Source organism: Polyangiaceae bacterium, from assembly GCA_020633235.1.
Classification (GTDB): domain Bacteria; phylum Myxococcota_A; class Polyangia; order Polyangiales; family Polyangiaceae; genus JACKEA01.
Genome location: JACKEA010000002.1, coordinates 1,032,204 through 1,049,384, shown reverse-complemented (window position 1 = coordinate 1,049,384; position 17,181 = coordinate 1,032,204). Strand labels below are relative to the sequence as shown.

The 17,181-nt window shown below is 68.4% G+C and carries 14 protein-coding genes; 10 read left to right on the top strand and 4 right to left on the bottom strand.

Going from position 1 to position 17,181, the window contains the following annotated elements; genetic code table 11:
* Window position 1 precedes the first annotated feature (1 nt).
* Window positions 2–1,576, bottom strand: coding sequence for a BON domain-containing protein (locus tag H6717_15160; protein ID MCB9578362.1), 1,575 nt, complete (start codon window positions 1,574–1,576; stop codon window positions 2–4).
* 186 nt (window positions 1,577–1,762) lie between these two features.
* Between H6717_15160 and H6717_15155 the strand changes: the two genes are divergently transcribed.
* The 4 genes from H6717_15155 to H6717_15140 all read left to right on the top strand — a co-directional run bounded on the left by H6717_15155 (window position 1,763) and on the right by H6717_15140 (window position 7,969).
* Complete coding sequence (locus H6717_15155) at window positions 1,763–4,003, top strand: glycoside hydrolase family 92 protein (protein MCB9578361.1); 2,241 nt, start codon at window positions 1,763–1,765, stop codon at window positions 4,001–4,003.
* A 42-nt stretch (window positions 4,004–4,045) separates the two neighbouring features.
* A complete protein-coding gene (locus H6717_15150) occupies window positions 4,046–5,269 on the top strand; it encodes an SGNH/GDSL hydrolase family protein (protein ID MCB9578360.1) in 1,224 nt (407 codons plus the stop codon).
* Window positions 5,270–5,293: 24 nt separating this feature from the next.
* Window positions 5,294–6,784, top strand: coding sequence for a lipopolysaccharide biosynthesis protein (locus H6717_15145; protein ID MCB9578359.1), 1,491 nt, complete (start codon window positions 5,294–5,296; stop codon window positions 6,782–6,784).
* Between the two features lie 72 nt (window positions 6,785–6,856).
* Window positions 6,857–7,969: a hypothetical protein gene (locus tag H6717_15140; GenBank protein MCB9578358.1), complete on the top strand. Its 1,113-nt coding sequence runs from the start codon at window positions 6,857–6,859 to the stop codon at window positions 7,967–7,969.
* Here H6717_15140 and H6717_15135 read toward each other — a convergent pair.
* Window positions 7,963–9,537: a hypothetical protein gene (locus tag H6717_15135; GenBank protein MCB9578357.1), complete on the bottom strand. Its 1,575-nt coding sequence runs from the start codon at window positions 9,535–9,537 to the stop codon at window positions 7,963–7,965. The genes H6717_15140 and H6717_15135 overlap by 7 nt on opposite strands.
* Window positions 9,538–9,713: 176 nt before the next feature.
* Between H6717_15135 and H6717_15130 the strand changes: the two genes are divergently transcribed.
* The 5 genes from H6717_15130 to H6717_15110 all read left to right on the top strand — a co-directional run bounded on the left by H6717_15130 (window position 9,714) and on the right by H6717_15110 (window position 14,435).
* Window positions 9,714–10,511 carry a pirin family protein gene (locus H6717_15130; GenBank protein ID MCB9578356.1) on the top strand — a complete coding sequence of 266 codons (798 nt, stop codon included), beginning with the start codon at window positions 9,714–9,716 and terminating at the stop codon, window positions 10,509–10,511.
* A gap of 90 nt (window positions 10,512–10,601) precedes the next feature.
* Window positions 10,602–11,636: a hypothetical protein gene (locus H6717_15125; protein MCB9578355.1), complete on the top strand. Its 1,035-nt coding sequence runs from the start codon at window positions 10,602–10,604 to the stop codon at window positions 11,634–11,636.
* Between the two features lie 81 nt (window positions 11,637–11,717).
* On the top strand, window positions 11,718–13,016 hold the full coding sequence (locus H6717_15120; protein ID MCB9578354.1) for a sigma 54-interacting transcriptional regulator: 1,299 nt from the start codon (window positions 11,718–11,720) through the stop codon (window positions 13,014–13,016).
* A gap of 111 nt (window positions 13,017–13,127) precedes the next feature.
* Window positions 13,128–13,901: a hypothetical protein gene (locus tag H6717_15115; protein MCB9578353.1), complete on the top strand. Its 774-nt coding sequence runs from the start codon at window positions 13,128–13,130 to the stop codon at window positions 13,899–13,901.
* Window positions 13,902–14,150: 249 nt separating this feature from the next.
* Window positions 14,151–14,435, top strand: coding sequence for a PEGA domain-containing protein (locus H6717_15110; GenBank protein MCB9578352.1), 285 nt, complete (start codon window positions 14,151–14,153; stop codon window positions 14,433–14,435).
* A 3-nt stretch (window positions 14,436–14,438) separates the two neighbouring features.
* Here H6717_15110 and H6717_15105 read toward each other — a convergent pair whose 3' ends face one another.
* Entirely contained in the window at window positions 14,439–15,722 is a 1,284-nt protein-coding gene (locus H6717_15105; GenBank protein MCB9578351.1) for a saccharopine dehydrogenase NADP-binding domain-containing protein, read from the bottom strand.
* A 76-nt stretch (window positions 15,723–15,798) separates the two neighbouring features.
* Here H6717_15105 and H6717_15100 point away from each other — a divergent pair, with 76 nt between their 5' ends.
* Window positions 15,799–16,416 (top strand): carbonic anhydrase, encoded by a 618-nt coding sequence (locus H6717_15100; protein MCB9578350.1) that lies wholly within the window; start codon window positions 15,799–15,801, stop codon window positions 16,414–16,416.
* A gap of 4 nt (window positions 16,417–16,420) precedes the next feature.
* On the opposite strand, the gene H6717_15095 is transcribed toward H6717_15100, so the two are convergent.
* Window positions 16,421–17,170 (bottom strand): ADP-ribosylglycohydrolase family protein, encoded by a 750-nt coding sequence (locus H6717_15095; GenBank protein ID MCB9578349.1) that lies wholly within the window; start codon window positions 17,168–17,170, stop codon window positions 16,421–16,423.
* Window positions 17,171–17,181 lie beyond the last annotated feature (11 nt).

Here is a 17,181-nt window from a genome sequence, read left to right as displayed (position 1 = left end):
GTCACTTCACGGATAGCTCGTTCTTCACGATGGTGGCGCCGCCCTCGTAGGCGCTGGTCGTCGCCGCATTGCGCTCACGCCACGTATCCACGGTACCGCTGAGCGTCGCTACACCCTGGTCCACTCGGACGTTGATGTCGCCGGAGTCGAGGAACGGGCTCCAGAACAGCTCGTTCGCGATGTTCGACTGGATGCTCGCGTCGGAGGTGCCGCTCTTGTCGGGGCGGAACGTCTTCCAGTCCACGAGCGGCGACAGCGGGTAGCTGTACTCCTGGAACACGAAGGCGACCTCGGACTTCACGTCGATCTGGTTCTTCACGTCCTTGATGCCCGCGATGGCCGACGCGGCGTCTTCGGCTTCCGCCTTCTCCGTGTAGGTGTTCACGGTGCCGTTCAGCGTGGCAACGCCATCTTTCACCGTGACGGGCAGCTCGAAGCCGCTGGTCAGCGGGTCGAACAGCAGCGCCGAGCGCACACGGTCCGCGAGGACCGCGTCCGTCGGCGGCTTGGTCATGCTCACCTGCAGGAGGTTCTTCACGCCGCGGACGCCGGTGGTGTCGTTGGCGAGCTGGGCGGCTGCGCGCTTGGCCTTCAGGCTGGTCACGTTGCCTTTCAGCGTCACCACGCCTCCGTCGACGGAGACGTCGATGTCGAAGGAGCTCACTCGAGGATCGATGAGGAGCGCGTCTTCGATGGCATTGTCGATCTCGCCGTCGGGCTCGTAGGTCGGACGGTTGGCACGCAGGTCGCTGCGCTTGGCCCACCACTCCACATCGACGTCGTCGTCCTTCACGTTCTTCACGCCGACGACCTTCCAGGCGTCGTTGCGAGCGTGGAGCTTCTCGGCCAGGCTGCCCACCACGCCGCTCAGGGTCACGACGCCGTCTTCGACGCTCTCCTGCAGCATGCCCTGATCGACCAGGGCGTCCCAGCGCAGGCGGGCCTGGACGTCGGCCAGCACTTCGCTGTCCGGACGCTGCTTGTCGTAGTTGACTTGGATCTGGTCATCCACGCGCTTCACACCGCGCACGCCTTCGGCGATGCGCTCGGCGAGCTTCTGCTCTGTCCACGAGTCGACCTTGCCCGTGAGCTTCACGACCTGGTCCTTCACGGTGACGTCGATTTCGTACGCTTCGGCGGCGGCGTCGAACATGAGCGCGTGCTCCACCTCGTTCTGGATGTCGGAGTCGGCGCGCTTCGGCGTCTTCACCTCGATGCGGTTCGAGATGCTGCGTACGCCCTTGACGGTGGACGCCAGCAGCTCCGCGCGCTTCTTGGTGATCAGATTGTCGGTGTGCCCGATGAGCTGCACCACGCCGTCCGTCGTCTTGATCACGACGTCGCCGTCGTGGATGGTTCCGTCGGCGAACAGCCGGCGTTCGACGGCCTGGGTGATGTCCGAGTCGGACAGCTTCTCGTGAGTCGTCGTGGTGTTGGTGGCGTTCTGGTCCGTGGCGGGAGTCGACGTGCCTGTGGTGTCGTTGGTGGACGTCGACTTCGTCTGGTCGCAGGCCGCGACGCTGGCGGAGACGAGCCCGACACCGAGGACACACGTGATCCACTTGGAGCGAAACATTGAGGCCTCCTTTCGAGTTCGTTCGGTTGTCTCGCTGGGACGCTTTCGCAACGCGCGTGCCAGGCAAAATTGCCGGTGTTTTGCGGCATTCGCGCTCGGCGCGCGGGGGGCGGCGCGGCGGTGGGCGCTGGCGTCCGTGTCAGTCCTGCCAATCGTAGCGTCGCGACACAGTGCTATTGTCTCGACGTGGCAGAGCGAAGTGCCGTGGTGATTGCCGTGCTCCTCGCGGGGCTCGCCGTTGGATGTTCGGACGGTGAGTCCGGGGACGGTGGTTTTGCGCCGGTCCAACAAAAACAGGATCTGTTTCAGGCGGTGGACCCGCGGATCGGGACCGGTGGCATCGGTTTCGGCGTCGGCTCTACCTACCCCGGCCCGGCGCTACCGTTCGCGATGATCCATCCGAGCCCGGACACGCGCACGGAGAAGGGCGTCACCAGCTTCTACCATTGCTCCGGGTACTACGCGGACGACACGATACTGCGCGCGTTCTCGCTGTTGCACTTCGAGGGCACCGGCGTGCCGGACTACGGCACCGTGGGGATCATGCCGACGCTGGGGATGAGCGCCGACAAGCGGGACGAGCCCGGACACATGCAAGCCTTCGACAAGGCGAGTGAGGAGACCAAGCTCGGCTACTACGGCGTGACGCTGGCGGACGGCATTCGCACGGAGATCACGTCTGCGGCGCGGGCGGCGCTGTTTCGCTTCACCTTCCCGGAGGGCAGCGACCCGGTGCTGCTCCTGGATCTGAACCACCGGCTCGAAGGCGACATTCCCGCGGCGGACGTGACCGTGGCGGGACAGGCCTTCGATGCCCACGTGGAGCACCACGGCTCGATGACCGGGCGCATCGGGGGCTATCACGTGTACGCGCGGGGTGAGCTCGACGTGGCGCCAACGGCCTTCGGCACCTTCGACGACGGCGGACTGCACGAGGGACAAGCTACGGTGAGTGGAACGCCCGTGGGCGCGTGGCTCGAATTCCCGAAGGGCACCGCGGAGGTGCGCCTCCGGGTGGCGGTCAGCTTCGTGGACGCCCAGGGCGCGAAGAAGAACCTGGACGCGGAAGCCCCGGATTTCGATTTCGATGCGATGCGGGCGGCCGCGGAGGACACCTGGAAGACGGCCCTCGGCAGGGTGGAGCTCTACGGAGCGAACGAGTACGACACGAAGGTGATGGCGACGGCGCTGTACCACGCGCTGCTGATGCCGACGTTGATGAGCGACGTTGATGGCCGCTACGTGGACGCCATGGGGCAAGTCGCCAGCGGCTCGGGGCGTCGCTACAACGACTTTTCGCTGTGGGACACCTACCGCACGCTGCACCCGTGGCTGCTGCTCACGGAGGACGATCACAACGCGGACTTCGCCGAGTCACTGGTGAGCATGGCGGCGGAAGGCGGCGCGGTTCCCGTGTGGGGCATCGCCCATGGGGACTCGCACACCATGATCGGCTCCCCCGGCGAGATCGTGCTCTCGGAGTCGGCGCAGAAGGGCGTGGTGTTCTCCGACGAAGGCGCCGCCTATCAACTCTCGCGGGTGGCGGCCTACGGCCCCTCCCCGGGGCCCGTGGGTGGGCGAGACGGAGATCTGCCGGACTACATTTCCCATGGCTTCGTGCCGAGCGACGTTTCGAACGGGAGCGTGTCCAAGACCCAGGAATACGCCGTGGCGGATGCGGCGCTGGCCAACTGGGCCCAGCGCCTGGGCATCGGCGCAGATGCCGACGAGCTCGGTCAGCGGGGCAAGAGCTATGCGGCGCTGTACGACTCGGGCATGGGCTTCTTCCGGCCCAAGAAGGCGGACGGCAGCTGGGACGCGATGAGCGACCCGACGGCGATGGACGACGCCTTCGTGGAGGGCAACGCCTGGCACTACTTGTGGATGGTGCCCCACGATCCCGAGGGCTTGGCGCAAACGCTGGGGGGAAAAGACGCTGCCCTGGATCGTCTGCGGGAGTTCTACCAAGCGTCCCTGGAAGACGTGCCCCTGGTGGGCGTGCGCAAGCACTACTGGCCCAGCAACGAGCCGGACATCAACGCACCGTGGCTGTTCGCTGCTTGGGGTGAGCCCGGTGAGGGCTACCGCATGATCGACTGGGTGGTGACGGAGCTGTACGGCGACGGCCCGGATGGCATTCCCGGCAACGACGACGGCGGCACCATGAGCGCGTGGCTCCTGTTTGCGGGAGCCGGCCTGTACCCGGTGAGCGGCACCGACCAGTACATCCTCGGTATGCCGCGCTACCAGAAAATGGTGCTGCGCCGGCCCGGCGGGGACCTCGAGATCCAGGCATCCCCGGCTCCCAAGCTGGGCCTGCACCCCAAGCGCGTGCTGCTCGACGGTGAGCCGGTGGAGGGGACCACGCTCCGCCACGCGGACCTCGCCGGCGCCCACGTGCTTCGCTTCGAGCTGGAAGCAGATTGAGCGTCGTTGCGCCCGTGTAGGTCCCCGTGGGACCATCGTTCCATGGGGCATCGGATCTGGATCGTCGCGCTCGGACTCTCGCTCTTCTCCTTCGGCTGCAGCTCGGATGACAGCGGCGGCTCCCCCGCCAGCGGTGGCATGGCGGGGGCTTCCGGCAGCAGCAGTGGCGGAAGCGGCGGCGCCGCCGGGTCCGGCGGTGGCAGCGGCGGCGCCACGGGGGGCGCTGGCGGAAGCGGCGGAGCGACGGGCGGCGCTGCGGGCGCCGCGGGCAGCGGAGGAAACCCCGGCGTGCCCGAGGTGCGCTTCGTGGGTCGCACGGACGACAGCGAGACCGGCGTCGTGAAGATGGCATGGTCGGGTAGCGGGATCCTGTTCCGCTTCGACGGCACCGAGGCGTCCGTCACCCTCGACGATCCCGCCGGCTTCTGGACCGTGCTCGTGGACGGCGCGGAGCAGCCGCGGTTGGAGACTCAGAAGGGCGAGCAGAAGTACGTCGTGGCCACCGGGCTCGCCGCGGGCGAGCACGAGGTGCGCATGTATCGACGGACGGAGGCTTCGTTCGGCGCCACGCGCTACCTCGGCGTCGATCTGGGCGGCGGCATGCTCTTGCCTCCGCCGCCGCCCGCGGCGCATCGCATCGAGGTGATCGGCGACTCCATCACCTGTGGTTACGGCAACGAGGGTGCGGACCAATACTGCAACTTCAGCGCCGACACTGAGAACCACTACATCACCTACGGCGCCATCGCCGCGCGCAACCTGAACGCGGAGGTGGTGACGGTGGCGTGGTCCGGCAAGGGCGTGATCTTCAACTACGGCACGGATACCAACGAGCCCATGCCGGAGCTGTACGAGCGCATCTTGCCTTACAGCAGCACGCCGGCCTGGGATTTCTCCAAGTGGCAGCCCGAGGTGGTCGTGATCAACCTGGGGACCAACGACTACAGCACCGGCGGGGATCCGACGGACAAGCAGTTCACCGACGCCTACGTGGCGTTCCTCGAGAACATCCGGCAGAAGAACCCGAACGCGCTCATTCTGGCGATGGTTCCCACGCTGCTGTCCGGAACGGACTTGAGCACCGCCCAGAAGAACGTGGAAGCGGCAGTCGCGGCGCGCAAGAGCGCCGGCGACTCGAACGTGTACAGCTACTTCATGTCCGTCACGATGGACGGCTGGGGTTGCGACTGGCATCCGAGTGCCAAGACCCACGCGGCCATGGGCGCGTCGCTCACTCAAGAGCTGAAGACGCGCCTCGGCTGGTAAGCACGCCTTCGCACGTCGAAGCTCATGAGTCTGGCGCGCACAGCGGGGGCGGGCGTGGCGTGGACCGGGGCCGGCCGCTTCGTGGCCAAGGCCGGCGGCTTCGTGGTCACGTTGGTTCTGGCGCGGCTGCTCACCCCGGCGGATTTCGGTCTGGTCGGCATGATCGCCGTAGTCACCGGGTTTCTTTCGGTGCTGGCGGATCTCGGATTTTCCGACGCCTTGGTCCAGCGCAAGGAAGTGGACGAGGGGCACTGGACCAGCGTGTTCTGGCTCAACGTCGCCACGGGCTTCGTGCTCGCCGGGGGCTTGGCCGCCCTGGCGCCGGCCATCGCCGCGTTCTTCCGTGAGCCGGCGCTCACGGCGCTGGTGCGGGTCATCGGGTTGGACTTCGCCATCTCGCCCTTCGCCGCAGTGCCCACGGCGCGACTCACGCGCGAGATGCGCTTTCGCACGCTGGCGGGCGTCGAAGCGATCTCGGTCATCGTGGCCAGTGGCGTGGCGCTCGGCATGGCCCTGGCGGGCTTCGGCGTTTGGGCGCTGGTCGCTCACGTCCTTGCGTCGAGCCTGACCAGCGTGCTGGTGCTGTGGAGCGTGTCGGGGTTTCGACCGCAAGGCGGCGTTCGTCAGAGCGCGCTCGGCGATCTGTGGCGCTTCAGCTCCAATCTCCTGGGCTACTCCACGCTCCACTATTGGACGCGGAAGTCCGACGATCTGCTGATCGGACGCGTGCTGGGGGCGACTCCCTTGGGCCTGTACGGCCGCGCCTACTCCACCATGACCATGCCGGTGTCCGACGTCGGCGCGGTGTTGGCCAGGGTGATGTTCCCCACGTTCTCCAAGATGCAGGGCGACGCGGAGGCCACCAAGAAGCTGTACCTACAGGTGCTGTCGCTGATCGCGATGGGTACGTTCCCGGTGATGCTCGCCCTCAGCGTGCTCGCGCCTCGTTTCATCGTGGTCTTGTATGGCGATCAGTGGGCGGGCGCCGCCACGGTGCTGAGCATTTTCTGTGTCACCGGGGCGTTCCAGGCGATCAGCACCACGGTGAGCTGGATCTACAAGTCGCAGGGACGCACCGACGTCATGATGCGTTGGGGGCTGGTGAGCGGTACGCTCACCGTCGGGGCGATCGGCGTGGGCATCTATCTCGGCAGCATCGAGAGCGTGGCGCTGTGTTACGCGATCATGAACGTGGTGGTGCTGGGCTACCCGGAGCTCGCGATCCCCGGCAAGCTCATCGGCCTCGCGCCCGTGGAGATCTTTCGCTCCGTACGCGGCGCCCTGGGCTGCTCCTTGGCTTCGACCGGCGTGATCTTCGGGCTGGGCTTCGTGCTGTCGCCCTACCTGAGCGGCGGCGCGGACGTGTTCGTGCGGCTGACCATCGGGGTGCTCGTGTACGTCACGCTGCTGCGCGTGTTCGGCGTCGAGAGCTACCAGCAGTTTCGGCGCATGGCGGAAGAGCGCTTGAACGCGTATCTGGCCGACGAACCGGAGGCGGAAGCCCCGGAAAAGTAGGCGTCCCGAGCCCGGGCTTTCGCGGGCGAGGCATTTTCGGCAGAGTGAGGCCCTATCCGAACTGGAGGGCTCATGGCCGACGACGACCGGGATGATCGCGAGCGCGAGGACCTGGACGAGGAAGAGGAAAAGGGGAAGGGGAAGGCTTCGAAACAGAAGGCCGACCCGCCAAAGGCCGCCTCGAAGAAGGACGACGACGAGGACGAATCCGACGACGAGGACGAATCCGACGACGAGGACGAATCCGACGACGAGGACGAATCCGACGACGAGGACGAATCCGACGACGACGAGGAAGAGTCCGACGACGAGGAAGAGTCCGACGACGAGGACGAATCCGACGACGAGGAAGAGTCCGACGACGAGGAAGAGTCCGACGACGACGAGGACGAATCCGACGACGAGGAAGAGTCCGACGACGAGGACGAATCCGACGACGAGGAAGAGTCCGACGACGAGGACGAATCCGACGACGACGAGGAAGAGTCCGACGAGCCCCCCAAGGCGAAGTCCAAGGCTTCGAAGGGGGATGACGAGCCCCCTGCCAAGCGCCGCCGCGCCGAGCCGGTGGAGGAAGAGAAGCCCGGCGGGTCCAACGGCCTGTGGATCGCGTTGCTGATCATCGCAGTGGGCGCCGCCTGGTGGTTCCTGCGAGACAAGGGCGGCGACGGCGAGACCGCGAAGGAGACGCCCCGGGCGGAGTCACCCGCGGCCGGGCCGCCGGCGGAGCACACGGCCACGCCGGAGACGCCCGAGCCCCAACCCACGGTCACGGCGGAGCAGCCGGCGGAGCCGGAGCCGAGCGCGCAGGCGGAGCCCGAGCCTTCAGCGAGTGCGGCGGCCGAGCCGGAAGCGCCGTCCGAGCCGGAGCCCAGCGCCGCGGCCGAGCCCGAGCCCGCACCCGCGGGCGGCAGCGGCGAGTTCGATCGCGCGTTGGCGCTCAAGGCGCTCGCCAAGCAAGCCGCTGCGGCGTCGCGCTGCCGCATGCGTGGTGAGAATCCGGGAACCGCCGAAGTGGCCGTGACCTTTGCGACCAGCGGCTCCGTCGAGAACGCCGTGGTCACGTCTGGACCCTACTTGGGCTCACCGACGGGCAAGTGCATCGTGAAGCGCCTGTCGGAAGCGACGATGCCCGCCTTCGGTGGACAGTCGCAGACGGTGATCACCAGTGTGACGGTTCACTGAGTTCGTCCGAGCCGTGCTCGCGCCGGCCCGACAAAACCAATGGAGATGGATAGCTCCGATTGACCCGGGGTGGCGCTGACTTCGAGGAAGTCCGCGCCCCCGGCGGGGAGCTGGCCGTCGGCCTGATCCACGGGCGTCACCTTGGGGCCCGTCATCGCCTGGCCGTGGAAGCTGGCGTAGAGGTTGGCACCGCGCTGGCGGGTGGTGACGGGATCGTCCTGCGTCGGCAGATAGGCGAAGCAGGGGTTTTGGGGCGCCACGCCGCCGGCGGCGTCGCGATTGCTCATCGCCAGAGTGGTCCAGAAGTCCGTTGCGAGCTCTTCCATCGAGGAGCCGCTCTTCTCCGGTAGCACGGTGGAAATACCTTCGGGCGCGTCGAGCACGGCGCGCAGGAAGGCGGGCCCGCCCTTGGAAGTGATGCTGCCGTCGGTCTCGGCGAAGTCCCCTCCGGCGCGATCGTAGAACCAGCGAACGAACAGGTACGAGCCGCCGCGCAGCACGCCGTCGTTGTTGAGGTCGTACTGCACGCCGTCCACCAGCGTCTGCCCCAGGGAGTACTGGTCGATGGCGTCGAGGCCCGCCTTGGTGACGTAGAAGTTGCCGGCTTGGTAGCCGATGACGTCCTGCGCGAAGGCGCCCACGCCCTCGATCATGTACGCGCTTTCGGCCCAGCCGCCGGTGCCCGCCTTCAACACCTTCCGGTTGAAGTGGATCATGTGGGAAAGCTCGTGGGCGAGGATTTCCTTGATCGCGCTTGGCGTGTTGTACGGCGGATCGATGGCGTTGGGGGGCGTGAGGTACAGGTACTCGCCCTGGTTGCTGCTGGCACAGCCGATGGCGCTCTTGAGATCGCAGTTGCTGAAGAACGCGACGGCGGTCTTGTTGGTCACCGGTGTGAACACCAACTGTACGTGGCCGTCGCCGTCTTCGTCGGACTCGATGCCGAAGACCTCGCGCTCCCGCGGCAAGATCGTGTTCTCGAAGTCGGTGAGGAACTCCTGCACCACTGCGGCATCGAGCACGGCGGGGTGCGCGGTGGTCACGTCGGCCCACACCACGGTGTGCTCGGCCACGGCAACGGCCTCCGCGGTGATGGTCTCCTTGCCCGACGGCGTCGGGATGTCGATGTCCCGTTGGGTACCGACGCTCGGCCCCGCGCCGGTGGGCGGTGTTTCCGTGGGGACCGGCGCGTTCATCCAGGCGTCGGGCGTGAGCGAGCAGCCGCTGGCGATGTGGGCGTTGGACTCGGCGCCGGCGTCGAACGACACCGTGTAGCTGCCGCCGGGGCCGTCCTTCGAGAGATCCGTGGAGGCGAGGATCAACACGAAGTGCTCGTCCCCGTTGGGCGTGGCCACGGTGATGGACGCCTGATCGCTCGCGACGGTGAGCTCGGCGACGTCGCCCGGAGCCAGGCTCAGGGGCCCGCTCGCGCCCGCACTGCCGCCGCTGCCGGAAGCGCCGCCACTGCCGGAAGCGCCGCCACTGGCGGGCGTGCCGCCGTCGTCGCCGCCGCCGCATCCGAAAAGCACAGTGCAGACAGTCAGTGCACAGAGTCCCCGAAGCTTCATGCGGGAGGCGTTACCAGAGCCCGGACAGCCGGGCAATGCGTGGTATCTTTCGAAGCTCCGTGCACCAACTATCTCGGCGGAATCTGTTGCTCGCGTCCGGCGCCCTCGCGCTCGGCTGCAAGAGCGAGGAGCGCAGCGTCCCGACGGAGCGCGCGGTCGACTTGATCGTTCCGGCGATGCAGACGCGTGACGGTGCCGGCGTTCGGCTCCGGCGCTCCCTCGGCTCTGGTGCCCTGGGCATGCTCGACCCGTTCTTGCTGCTCGACGAGATCCACTCGAGCGACCCTCGTGACTACCTCGCCGGATTCCCCACGCATCCGCACCGCGGTTTCGAGACCGTCACCTACATGCTGAACGGCGCGATGGTCCATCGTGACAGCATGGGGAACCACGGTCGCCTCGGTCCCGGCAGTGCGCAGTGGATGACGGCGGGCCATGGCATCGTCCATTCGGAGATGCCGAAAGAAGAGGGCGGGGAGCTGTGGGGCTTTCAGCTCTGGGTCAACCTGCCGGCGCGCCAGAAGATGCGCACGCCGCGTTACCAGGACATCGCGCCCGAGCGCATCCCCGAAGCGCAGCTCGGCAAGGCGCGGGTGCGCGTCGTGGCGGGGCGCTTCGGCAGCTCCGTGGGCCCGGTGCAGGGCATCGTGACGGAGCCTCAGATGCTGGACGTGAGCCTGGCGCCGGGGGGCAGCTTCCGTCACACGGTGGTCACCGACGACAATGCCTTCGTCTATGCGCTGTCCGGAAGCACGCGCTTGGGCGGGCGCGAGGTGAGCGCGGGGGAGCTAGCGGTGCTGGGCCGCGGCGACGTGATCGCTGCCCGGAGCGAGGCGGGCGGGCGCTTTCTGCTGCTCTCGGCGCGACCGATCCGCGAGCCGGTCGCGCGGCGCGGTCCGTTCGTGATGAACACCGAGGCGGAAATCGAGCGCGCCATTTCCGACTATCGCGCGGGTCGCTTGGTGTCCGGCTGAGGTGCCGGCCATCATCGATGGCGCGATGGGCGATTGCGCGGAGGCCGCGGCAGCGCTAGCACGGCGAATCTTCTTCGTGTGGAGTCCGTCATGAAGTCCGCCCTCCTTGCTCTCGTCGCCCTCGGTCTCGTATCGGCTTGCAGCTCGACCACCGGTTCCAACGGAGGTGGCGGAGGCATGGCGGGGTTCGGTGGCGACGCGGCGACGGGCGGCGGTGGCGGCGGGGGCATCACGATCGACGCCGGGGACGCCTCCGCCCCGGGCGCCCAGGTCGTATACGCCCACACGGACACCACGCTCTTCAGCCTGGATCCCAAGGCCACCACCCTGAGCCTCAAGCAGCTCGGGGATTTCGACTGCATCGGCGGCACCGGCATCGATACGTCGATGACGGACGTGGCCGTGGACAAGGACGGCAACCTGTGGGGCATCAGCGCGTCGGCGGTCATGCCCCTGGCGGTGGTGAACAAGTCCGTGCACTGCGGCACGCCCATCGTGCTGAGCAAGTCCGATTCGGTGCGCTTCTACGCGCTGACCTTCGCTCCCGTGGGTGTGCTCGATGCCAGCAAGGAAGTGCTGGTGGCAGGCAACACCGCCGGAGAGCTGTGGGCCATCGATTCCCAGGGTGGGCTCACGTTGCTCGGGAACTTCGGCACCGTGCCTTCGAACGACGGCAACGGTCACACCTTTCAGTATCCTGGAACGAAGTGGGAGCTCTCGGGGGACGTGGTGTTCCTGGCCAACGGCGGCAACCCCGTGGGCTTCGCTACGGTGCGGGACTGTCAGAATCCGCCGTCGGATCAGAACTGCAGCGACGACGATACGCTGATCGAGATCGACGTGCCCAAGCTGTCGACCAAGATCGGCGGAGCGGTGACCAAGGCCGTGCGCGGCAAGATCGTGAAGCGCGCGGGCTGCACGGACGACGTTGCCGGTAGCTACGACAACATGTACGGAATCGGCGCTTGGGGCGAGAAGGTGTACGGCTTCTCCCGAGCCGGCTACCTGGTGGACGTGGACTTGGTGGACGGCAGCGGCTGTCTGGTGAAGCAATACAACGGTGCGAAATTCAGTGGCGCCGGCGTCACCACCATCGCGCCGATCGTGCCCCCGCCTCCCAAGTGATCGACGTGATGCATCGCGTCAAGCTGGCTCGGCGGGCCAAGACGTGATCAGATGAATGGCCTGCCCGGGCCCCTGAAGTCGATGCGCGATCGAACAGCCACGGAGACCGCCTTCGAGCTCCCCGGCGCCTCCACGTCGAAGCCCGTCCCCGGTGTGGTGTGCGTGTACCGACGGGGCGAGCTCGTGCTCGACTCCTACCGTGCCGACGGCGCGTGCGTGGTGGGGCGTGACGATAGCGCCGACTTGGTCATCCCCGATGCGGGCATCTCGCGTCGCCACGCGTCCCTCGAGCCCGCCGGCGTCGCGCTTGCCGTGGTGGACCTCGATAGCCGTAACGGCACCTACGTCAACGGCCAGCGCCTGAGCTCCGGACGCACGCTCGCGCACTTCGGCTCCGTCGTGCGCTTGGGCAAGTCGCTCTTGGTAGTGGTGAGTGACGTCACACCGTTCGAGCGTCATCGCGAGGAGCGTGCGCAGGGCGAGCTCCTGGGCGGGCCTTCCCTGGACGACGTCCGCCTGCGCATCGACACCATCGCCGCCACCACGGCGCCCGTGCTCGCCATCGGCGAGACCGGCACCGGCAAGGAGCTCGTTGCCCGCGCGCTTCACGACAAGAGTGGTCGCCGCGGCGCGTTCGTTGCCCTCAACTGCGCCGCGGTCCCGCGGGAGCTCGTGGACTCGGAGCTGTTTGGACACGCACGCGGCTCATTTTCCGGCGCGTCGGGCGCCCGTCAGGGTCTGTTCCGCAGCGCGGACGGAGGCACGCTGTTCTTGGACGAGCTGGGCGAGCTGCCGGCCGCGGTGCAAGCGAAGCTCCTGCGTGTGCTCGAGACACAGGAGGTCCGCTCCGTGGGCGAGGATCGCCCGGTGCGCGTGGACGTGCGCATCGTGGCGGCCACCAATCGCGATCTCGACGACATGGTGGAGTCCGGCGAGTTCCGCGGAGATCTGCTGCATCGTATCGCAGCGCTCCGTATCACCTTGCCGGCGCTCCGAGAGCGCCTGGAAGACATCCCTCGCTTGTGTCGTCAGCTGTGCGGCTATCCGGTGGGGCTCGGCGCGCTGGAGCGTTTGTTGCTGCACACCTGGCCCGGCAACATCCGCGAGCTCAAGAACGTGCTCACCGCCGCGGCCGCGATGGCGCAGACGGCGGGCAGTGAAGAGATCGATCTGAACCACGTGCACTACGTGCTCGGGGGCGCCGCGCCGGAGGCCAGCTCCGAGGACGACGTGTTGAAGAACCGCGTGGCGCACGCACTGTCGGACGCCGGGGGCAACGTGCGGCAGGCCGCCAGCGCCCTGGGGATGAGCCGCTCGGTGCTGTACGAGACGTTGCGCCGACTGCGCATGGACCCCAAGAGCTTCCGCAGCCGGGGCTGACGACGTCCGGACGGCGTCCGCGGGGTGTCCGGAACCCGTCCGGGCGGTCACCGGGATTTGCGTACTTTTCCGTTGGATTTTGTTGGCACGGCGCGTGCTCCGTCCCGGGGCATGGGAGCTTCTGTCCGCGTCCTGCCCCCGCCCCCGGCCGAAGTCACCGAGTCCGTCGAGCTCTCCAGCTCGGCCTTGATCCCCATCGGACCACCGCCGCTGGAGGAGATGACGGCGTCCCTCGAGCTCGTCGCCCTGGGTGGAGACGAAGTGACGGCGTCGATCCAGACGCCCCTCGACGTCGCGCCGTTGGCGGAGGTGACGGAGTCCGTGGAGCTGATGCCCCTCGACGTGGCGCCGCGGTTGGCGGAGGTGACGGAGTCCGTGGAGCTTTTGCCCCTCGACGTACTACGCCGCGCCGAGGAAGTGACGGCGCAGATCAATCCGGGGCCGGCGCCCGCGCTGCCGTCCTTCGCGGCGCTGCCGCCCGTGCCGCGGCTGCCCTTCGCGTCCGCGCCGCGCGCGACGAGCTTGCCGTCGTTCCCGACGAGCTTGCCGTCGTTCCCGACGCCGCCCCGCGCGGTCGCGAGTTTGCCGCCAATCCCGACGCCGCCCCGCGCGGTCGCGAGTTTGCCGTCGTTCCCGACGCCGCCCCGCGCGGCTGCGAGCCTGCCGCCGATCCGGCGCCGCCCCACGCGGCTGCGAGCCTGCCGCCGATCCCGGCGCCGCCCCGCGCGCCGACCCTGGCGAGCCTGCCGCCGATCCCGGCGCCGCCGATGGCGCCGCCGGCCTCCGCGCGGCGAGCTCCCGTTGCGATCTCGACGCTGCCGCCTGCGCCGCGCCCCAGCATGCCCACCCTGCCGGGGCGACACAGCGCGCCGCCGGTCGAGGTGACGCGAGTGCTCCCGCTGGCCGAGGTCGGGGAACACGCGGGGCGTGGCATGCTGCGCGACTACCTGGGCGCGGTCGCCGCCATCGTCGTGGGCGCCGTGTTCGTCGTTGGCCTGGTGCGCTTCGCGTCCGACGGCGCGCCGCCCTCGACGCTCGTGATCGGCGCGCCGGAAATGGCCGCGGCGCCGGTTGCGCGCGCCATGGCGCTGGCGCAACCGGCCGACGCGCCCATCGCCGCTGTCGGAGCTGCCGGTGCTTCCGGCCCCGGAAGCACCGGCGGCGCCAGAAGCCCGCGCCGTTGCCGGTGCGCCCGCCGCACCGGCAACGGCGTGGGCCACCCTGAGCCTGAACTCGATCCCGATCTCGAAGGTCGTGCTCGACGGCCGGCCGCTGGGCTCCACGCCGAAGCTCTCGGTGCGCGTGAAGGCCGGCAATCACAGCGTCGTGTTCATCGGTCCCGGCGGTCGCGTGGCGCGCTCCGTGAGCGTGGCGAGCGGCGGTTCGAAGACCGTCGCGGTCCGCCTGCCTCGAGACTGACGTTCACACCGCGCGCACTTCGAAGACCATGTCTGCGGCGCGCAGGCGTTCCAGTAGGCGCTGGCCCATGGTGGCGGCCGGAGTGAGGAGACCGCCGGCTGCGTCGAGGGACGCGCCGTCCACGGCGAGACACAACGCGGACTCGCCAAGCATCTTCGCCGTCTCGCCGTAGCCCGGATCCCGCTTGCCTTCAACGCGACCGCGGAGCTCGAACGGCTTGCCTTGGGCGTCGTGTCCCTTGCCCACGAGGTGCACGATGAAGAAGCCGCGCTCGCGGGCCTCGCGGTCCGGACCTTCCCCGGGGGACGGGAGGCGACGCGCGAGGAGGTTCCGCGCCGGACCAACAGCAGCTGCAGCCAAGAACGCGGAAAGGCCGGCAGCCATGCCGCTGGCCCGCAGCGCGCCGCGGGGCCCGGCTCCGAAGGCTGCGACCTCGGAGTAGCGGAAGTCCTTGCCGTAGCGGTAGTCGAGGAGCGCGTTGCTCCGCCGGACCACCCGCGTGTTGATGGCAGCCATCACGAAGGGTCCCGTCCACTCGCCCAGATCCGGGTCGAAACGAACGCCCTTCTGGTCCGAGCGGTCCGGCCCGCGGCGTTCGCCCTCGGGATTGAGGGCGTAGGGGTTGCCGATGGCGGAGAGCACGCTGCGGTCACGCTTGGCTTCGTCCACCAGGTTGAAGATGCTCTGGATGGTGCCGCCGCTGGCGCTCCCGCGGCTTCTGCCGGCGAAGAACTTGATCTCGCTACACGGCGCGCCGTGCTCCGCGAGAGCGTGCTCTTGCAGCATGAAGGTGCCCACGTCCGACGGGATGGAGTCGAAGCCGCAGCAGGGGACGATGCGCGCGCCCGTGCGCTGCGCTTCTTCGTGGTGCGCGTCGATCATGCGGCGGATCCACTGCGTCTCTCCGGCCAGGTCGCAGTAGTCGGTGCCGTGCTCCACGCAGGCGGCGACCAGCGGTCCGCCGTAGCGCGCGTAGGGGCCGACGGTGGAGCAGATCACGCTGGCCTCGGCGGCCAGCTTCGACAGCGCCGTCGCGTCGTGGCTGTCCCCCAGACGGATCGGAAGCTCCGCCGCCCGAGGATCGATCTTGGCGAGATCGTCTCTGACCCGTCGCAGCTTGTCTTCGCTGCGGCCGGCGAGGGCCCAGCGCAGGTCCCCGCCCCGGGTGGCCTCCAGCAGGTACTCCGCGACGAGCTGGCCGGTGAAACCCGTTGCGCCCCAGAGGATCACGTCCAGCGGACGAGAGCGATCGCGCACGCGGAGACGGGAGCTGCCGTTTTCGGACATGGCCGCGAGCTTAGAGCATTTACCGCGATTGTCAGCGCATTGCGACCGAGGCGATGCAGCACTAGGTTTCCGCGCGATGCAGAAGCTGGTCAAAGGCATCCACTCCTTCCAACACGGTTTCTTCGCTTCCCATCGCCAGTTGTTCGAGCAGCTCGCCACCGCTGGCCAGAAGCCGGAAACGCTGTTCATCACCTGTTCGGATTCGCGCGTCGTGCCCAACCTGATCACGAACGCAGCTCCTGGTGAGCTGTTCATGGTGCGCAACGTGGGCAACGTGGTTCCCAAGGCGGAGCTGCCGGGCGGTACGGCGGCGGCCATCGAGTACGCGGTGGAGGTGCTCGGGGTGGAGAACGTGATCGTGTGCGGTCACACGCAGTGCGGGGCCATGCAAGCGTTGCTGAATCCGGAGCAGATGGAGAACCTGCCCTTCGTCAAGCGCTGGCTCTCGCAGACGGGCTCGGTGCGGACCATCATTCAAGAGAAGTACGGCCACCTGAGCCCGGAGGCGCGGCTGACGGCGGCCACCCAGGAGAACGTCCTCGCGTCCCTCGAGAATCTCCGGGCGCTCCCGTTCGTGAACGACAAGCTGACTCAGGGCAAGCTGCTGCTCTCCGGCTGGGTGTTCCACATCGCCCGCGGAGAGGTGTACGACTACGACGCAGAGGCCGGCGAGTTCACGCTGCTCGGTAGCTGAGCGCTCAGTACGGCGGCAACAGCCGGCGCAGGATGAGCCCGTACACCAGGGCGAGGAACACCGCGTTTCGTCCCAGGATTGCCAGCGTCGGCAGCGTCGGGGGCGCCTCGCCCCGGGCCAGCGCGCGCGCCAACCGGTCCATCCAGGCCACGCTCCGCGGCCATTCGCGCAGTCCGTCGAGCCACTCGCCCTCCACTGCGCTTCGACCCCCATGGGCACCCACGAGGCCGCCCACGATCGCGGCGGTGGTGTCGGTGTCGCCGCCCAGAGAGACGACCTCGGTGAGCGCCGCGCGGAGATCTCGTGGGTTTCTGGCCCAGCAGCCGAGGGCGACGGGCACCGTGTGATCGACGAATCCGGACACGCCGCGCTGGCATTCGAACGCCGCAGCGAGGCCCTGCGGGGAGTCGATGTGTGCCGCGGCGCGCCGGAGGAGGTCGCCCATGCGATCCTCCGATGACGCCGCCACTTCGAGGAGTCGGGCTCCAGGGTCCAACGTGAGCGGAGCGCGATGGGCGGCGAGGGCGATGGCCAGGGCACCGCTCTCGGCGCGGGGATCGGTGTGAGTGACGCGGGTCGACGCGCGAACCAGGGCGCGGAGCTGGACGTCGTCACGCGCATACACGCCGAGCAGGGGCGCACGCAGCCGCTGCACCCGGCGTCGCGACATGCCTTCGTAGGGAAGCCCGAGGGCGTCACCTACGGCGGTTCCGAGCAGCACACCCGCCAGCCTCGATTCACGGGAGGGTTCCATCCCCGCCCGCT

Coding starts and splice junctions, on each gene's coding strand:
- H6717_15160 (MCB9578362.1), bottom strand. CDS start 1,576: ATGTTTCGCTCCAAGTGGATCACGTGTGTCCTCGGTGTCGGGCTCGTC.
- H6717_15150 (MCB9578360.1), top strand. CDS start 4,046: ATGGGGCATCGGATCTGGATCGTCGCGCTCGGACTCTCGCTCTTCTCC.
- H6717_15145 (MCB9578359.1), top strand. CDS start 5,294: ATGAGTCTGGCGCGCACAGCGGGGGCGGGCGTGGCGTGGACCGGGGCC.
- H6717_15140 (MCB9578358.1), top strand. CDS start 6,857: ATGGCCGACGACGACCGGGATGATCGCGAGCGCGAGGACCTGGACGAG.
- H6717_15135 (MCB9578357.1), bottom strand. CDS start 9,537: ATGAAGCTTCGGGGACTCTGTGCACTGACTGTCTGCACTGTGCTTTTC.
- H6717_15130 (MCB9578356.1), top strand. CDS start 9,714: ATGCAGACGCGTGACGGTGCCGGCGTTCGGCTCCGGCGCTCCCTCGGC.
- H6717_15125 (MCB9578355.1), top strand. CDS start 10,602: ATGAAGTCCGCCCTCCTTGCTCTCGTCGCCCTCGGTCTCGTATCGGCT.
- H6717_15120 (MCB9578354.1), top strand. CDS start 11,718: ATGCGCGATCGAACAGCCACGGAGACCGCCTTCGAGCTCCCCGGCGCC.
- H6717_15115 (MCB9578353.1), top strand. CDS start 13,128: ATGGGAGCTTCTGTCCGCGTCCTGCCCCCGCCCCCGGCCGAAGTCACC.
- H6717_15105 (MCB9578351.1), bottom strand. CDS start 15,722: ATGTCCGAAAACGGCAGCTCCCGTCTCCGCGTGCGCGATCGCTCTCGT.
- H6717_15100 (MCB9578350.1), top strand. CDS start 15,799: ATGCAGAAGCTGGTCAAAGGCATCCACTCCTTCCAACACGGTTTCTTC.
- H6717_15095 (MCB9578349.1), bottom strand. CDS start 17,170: ATGGAACCCTCCCGTGAATCGAGGCTGGCGGGTGTGCTGCTCGGAACC.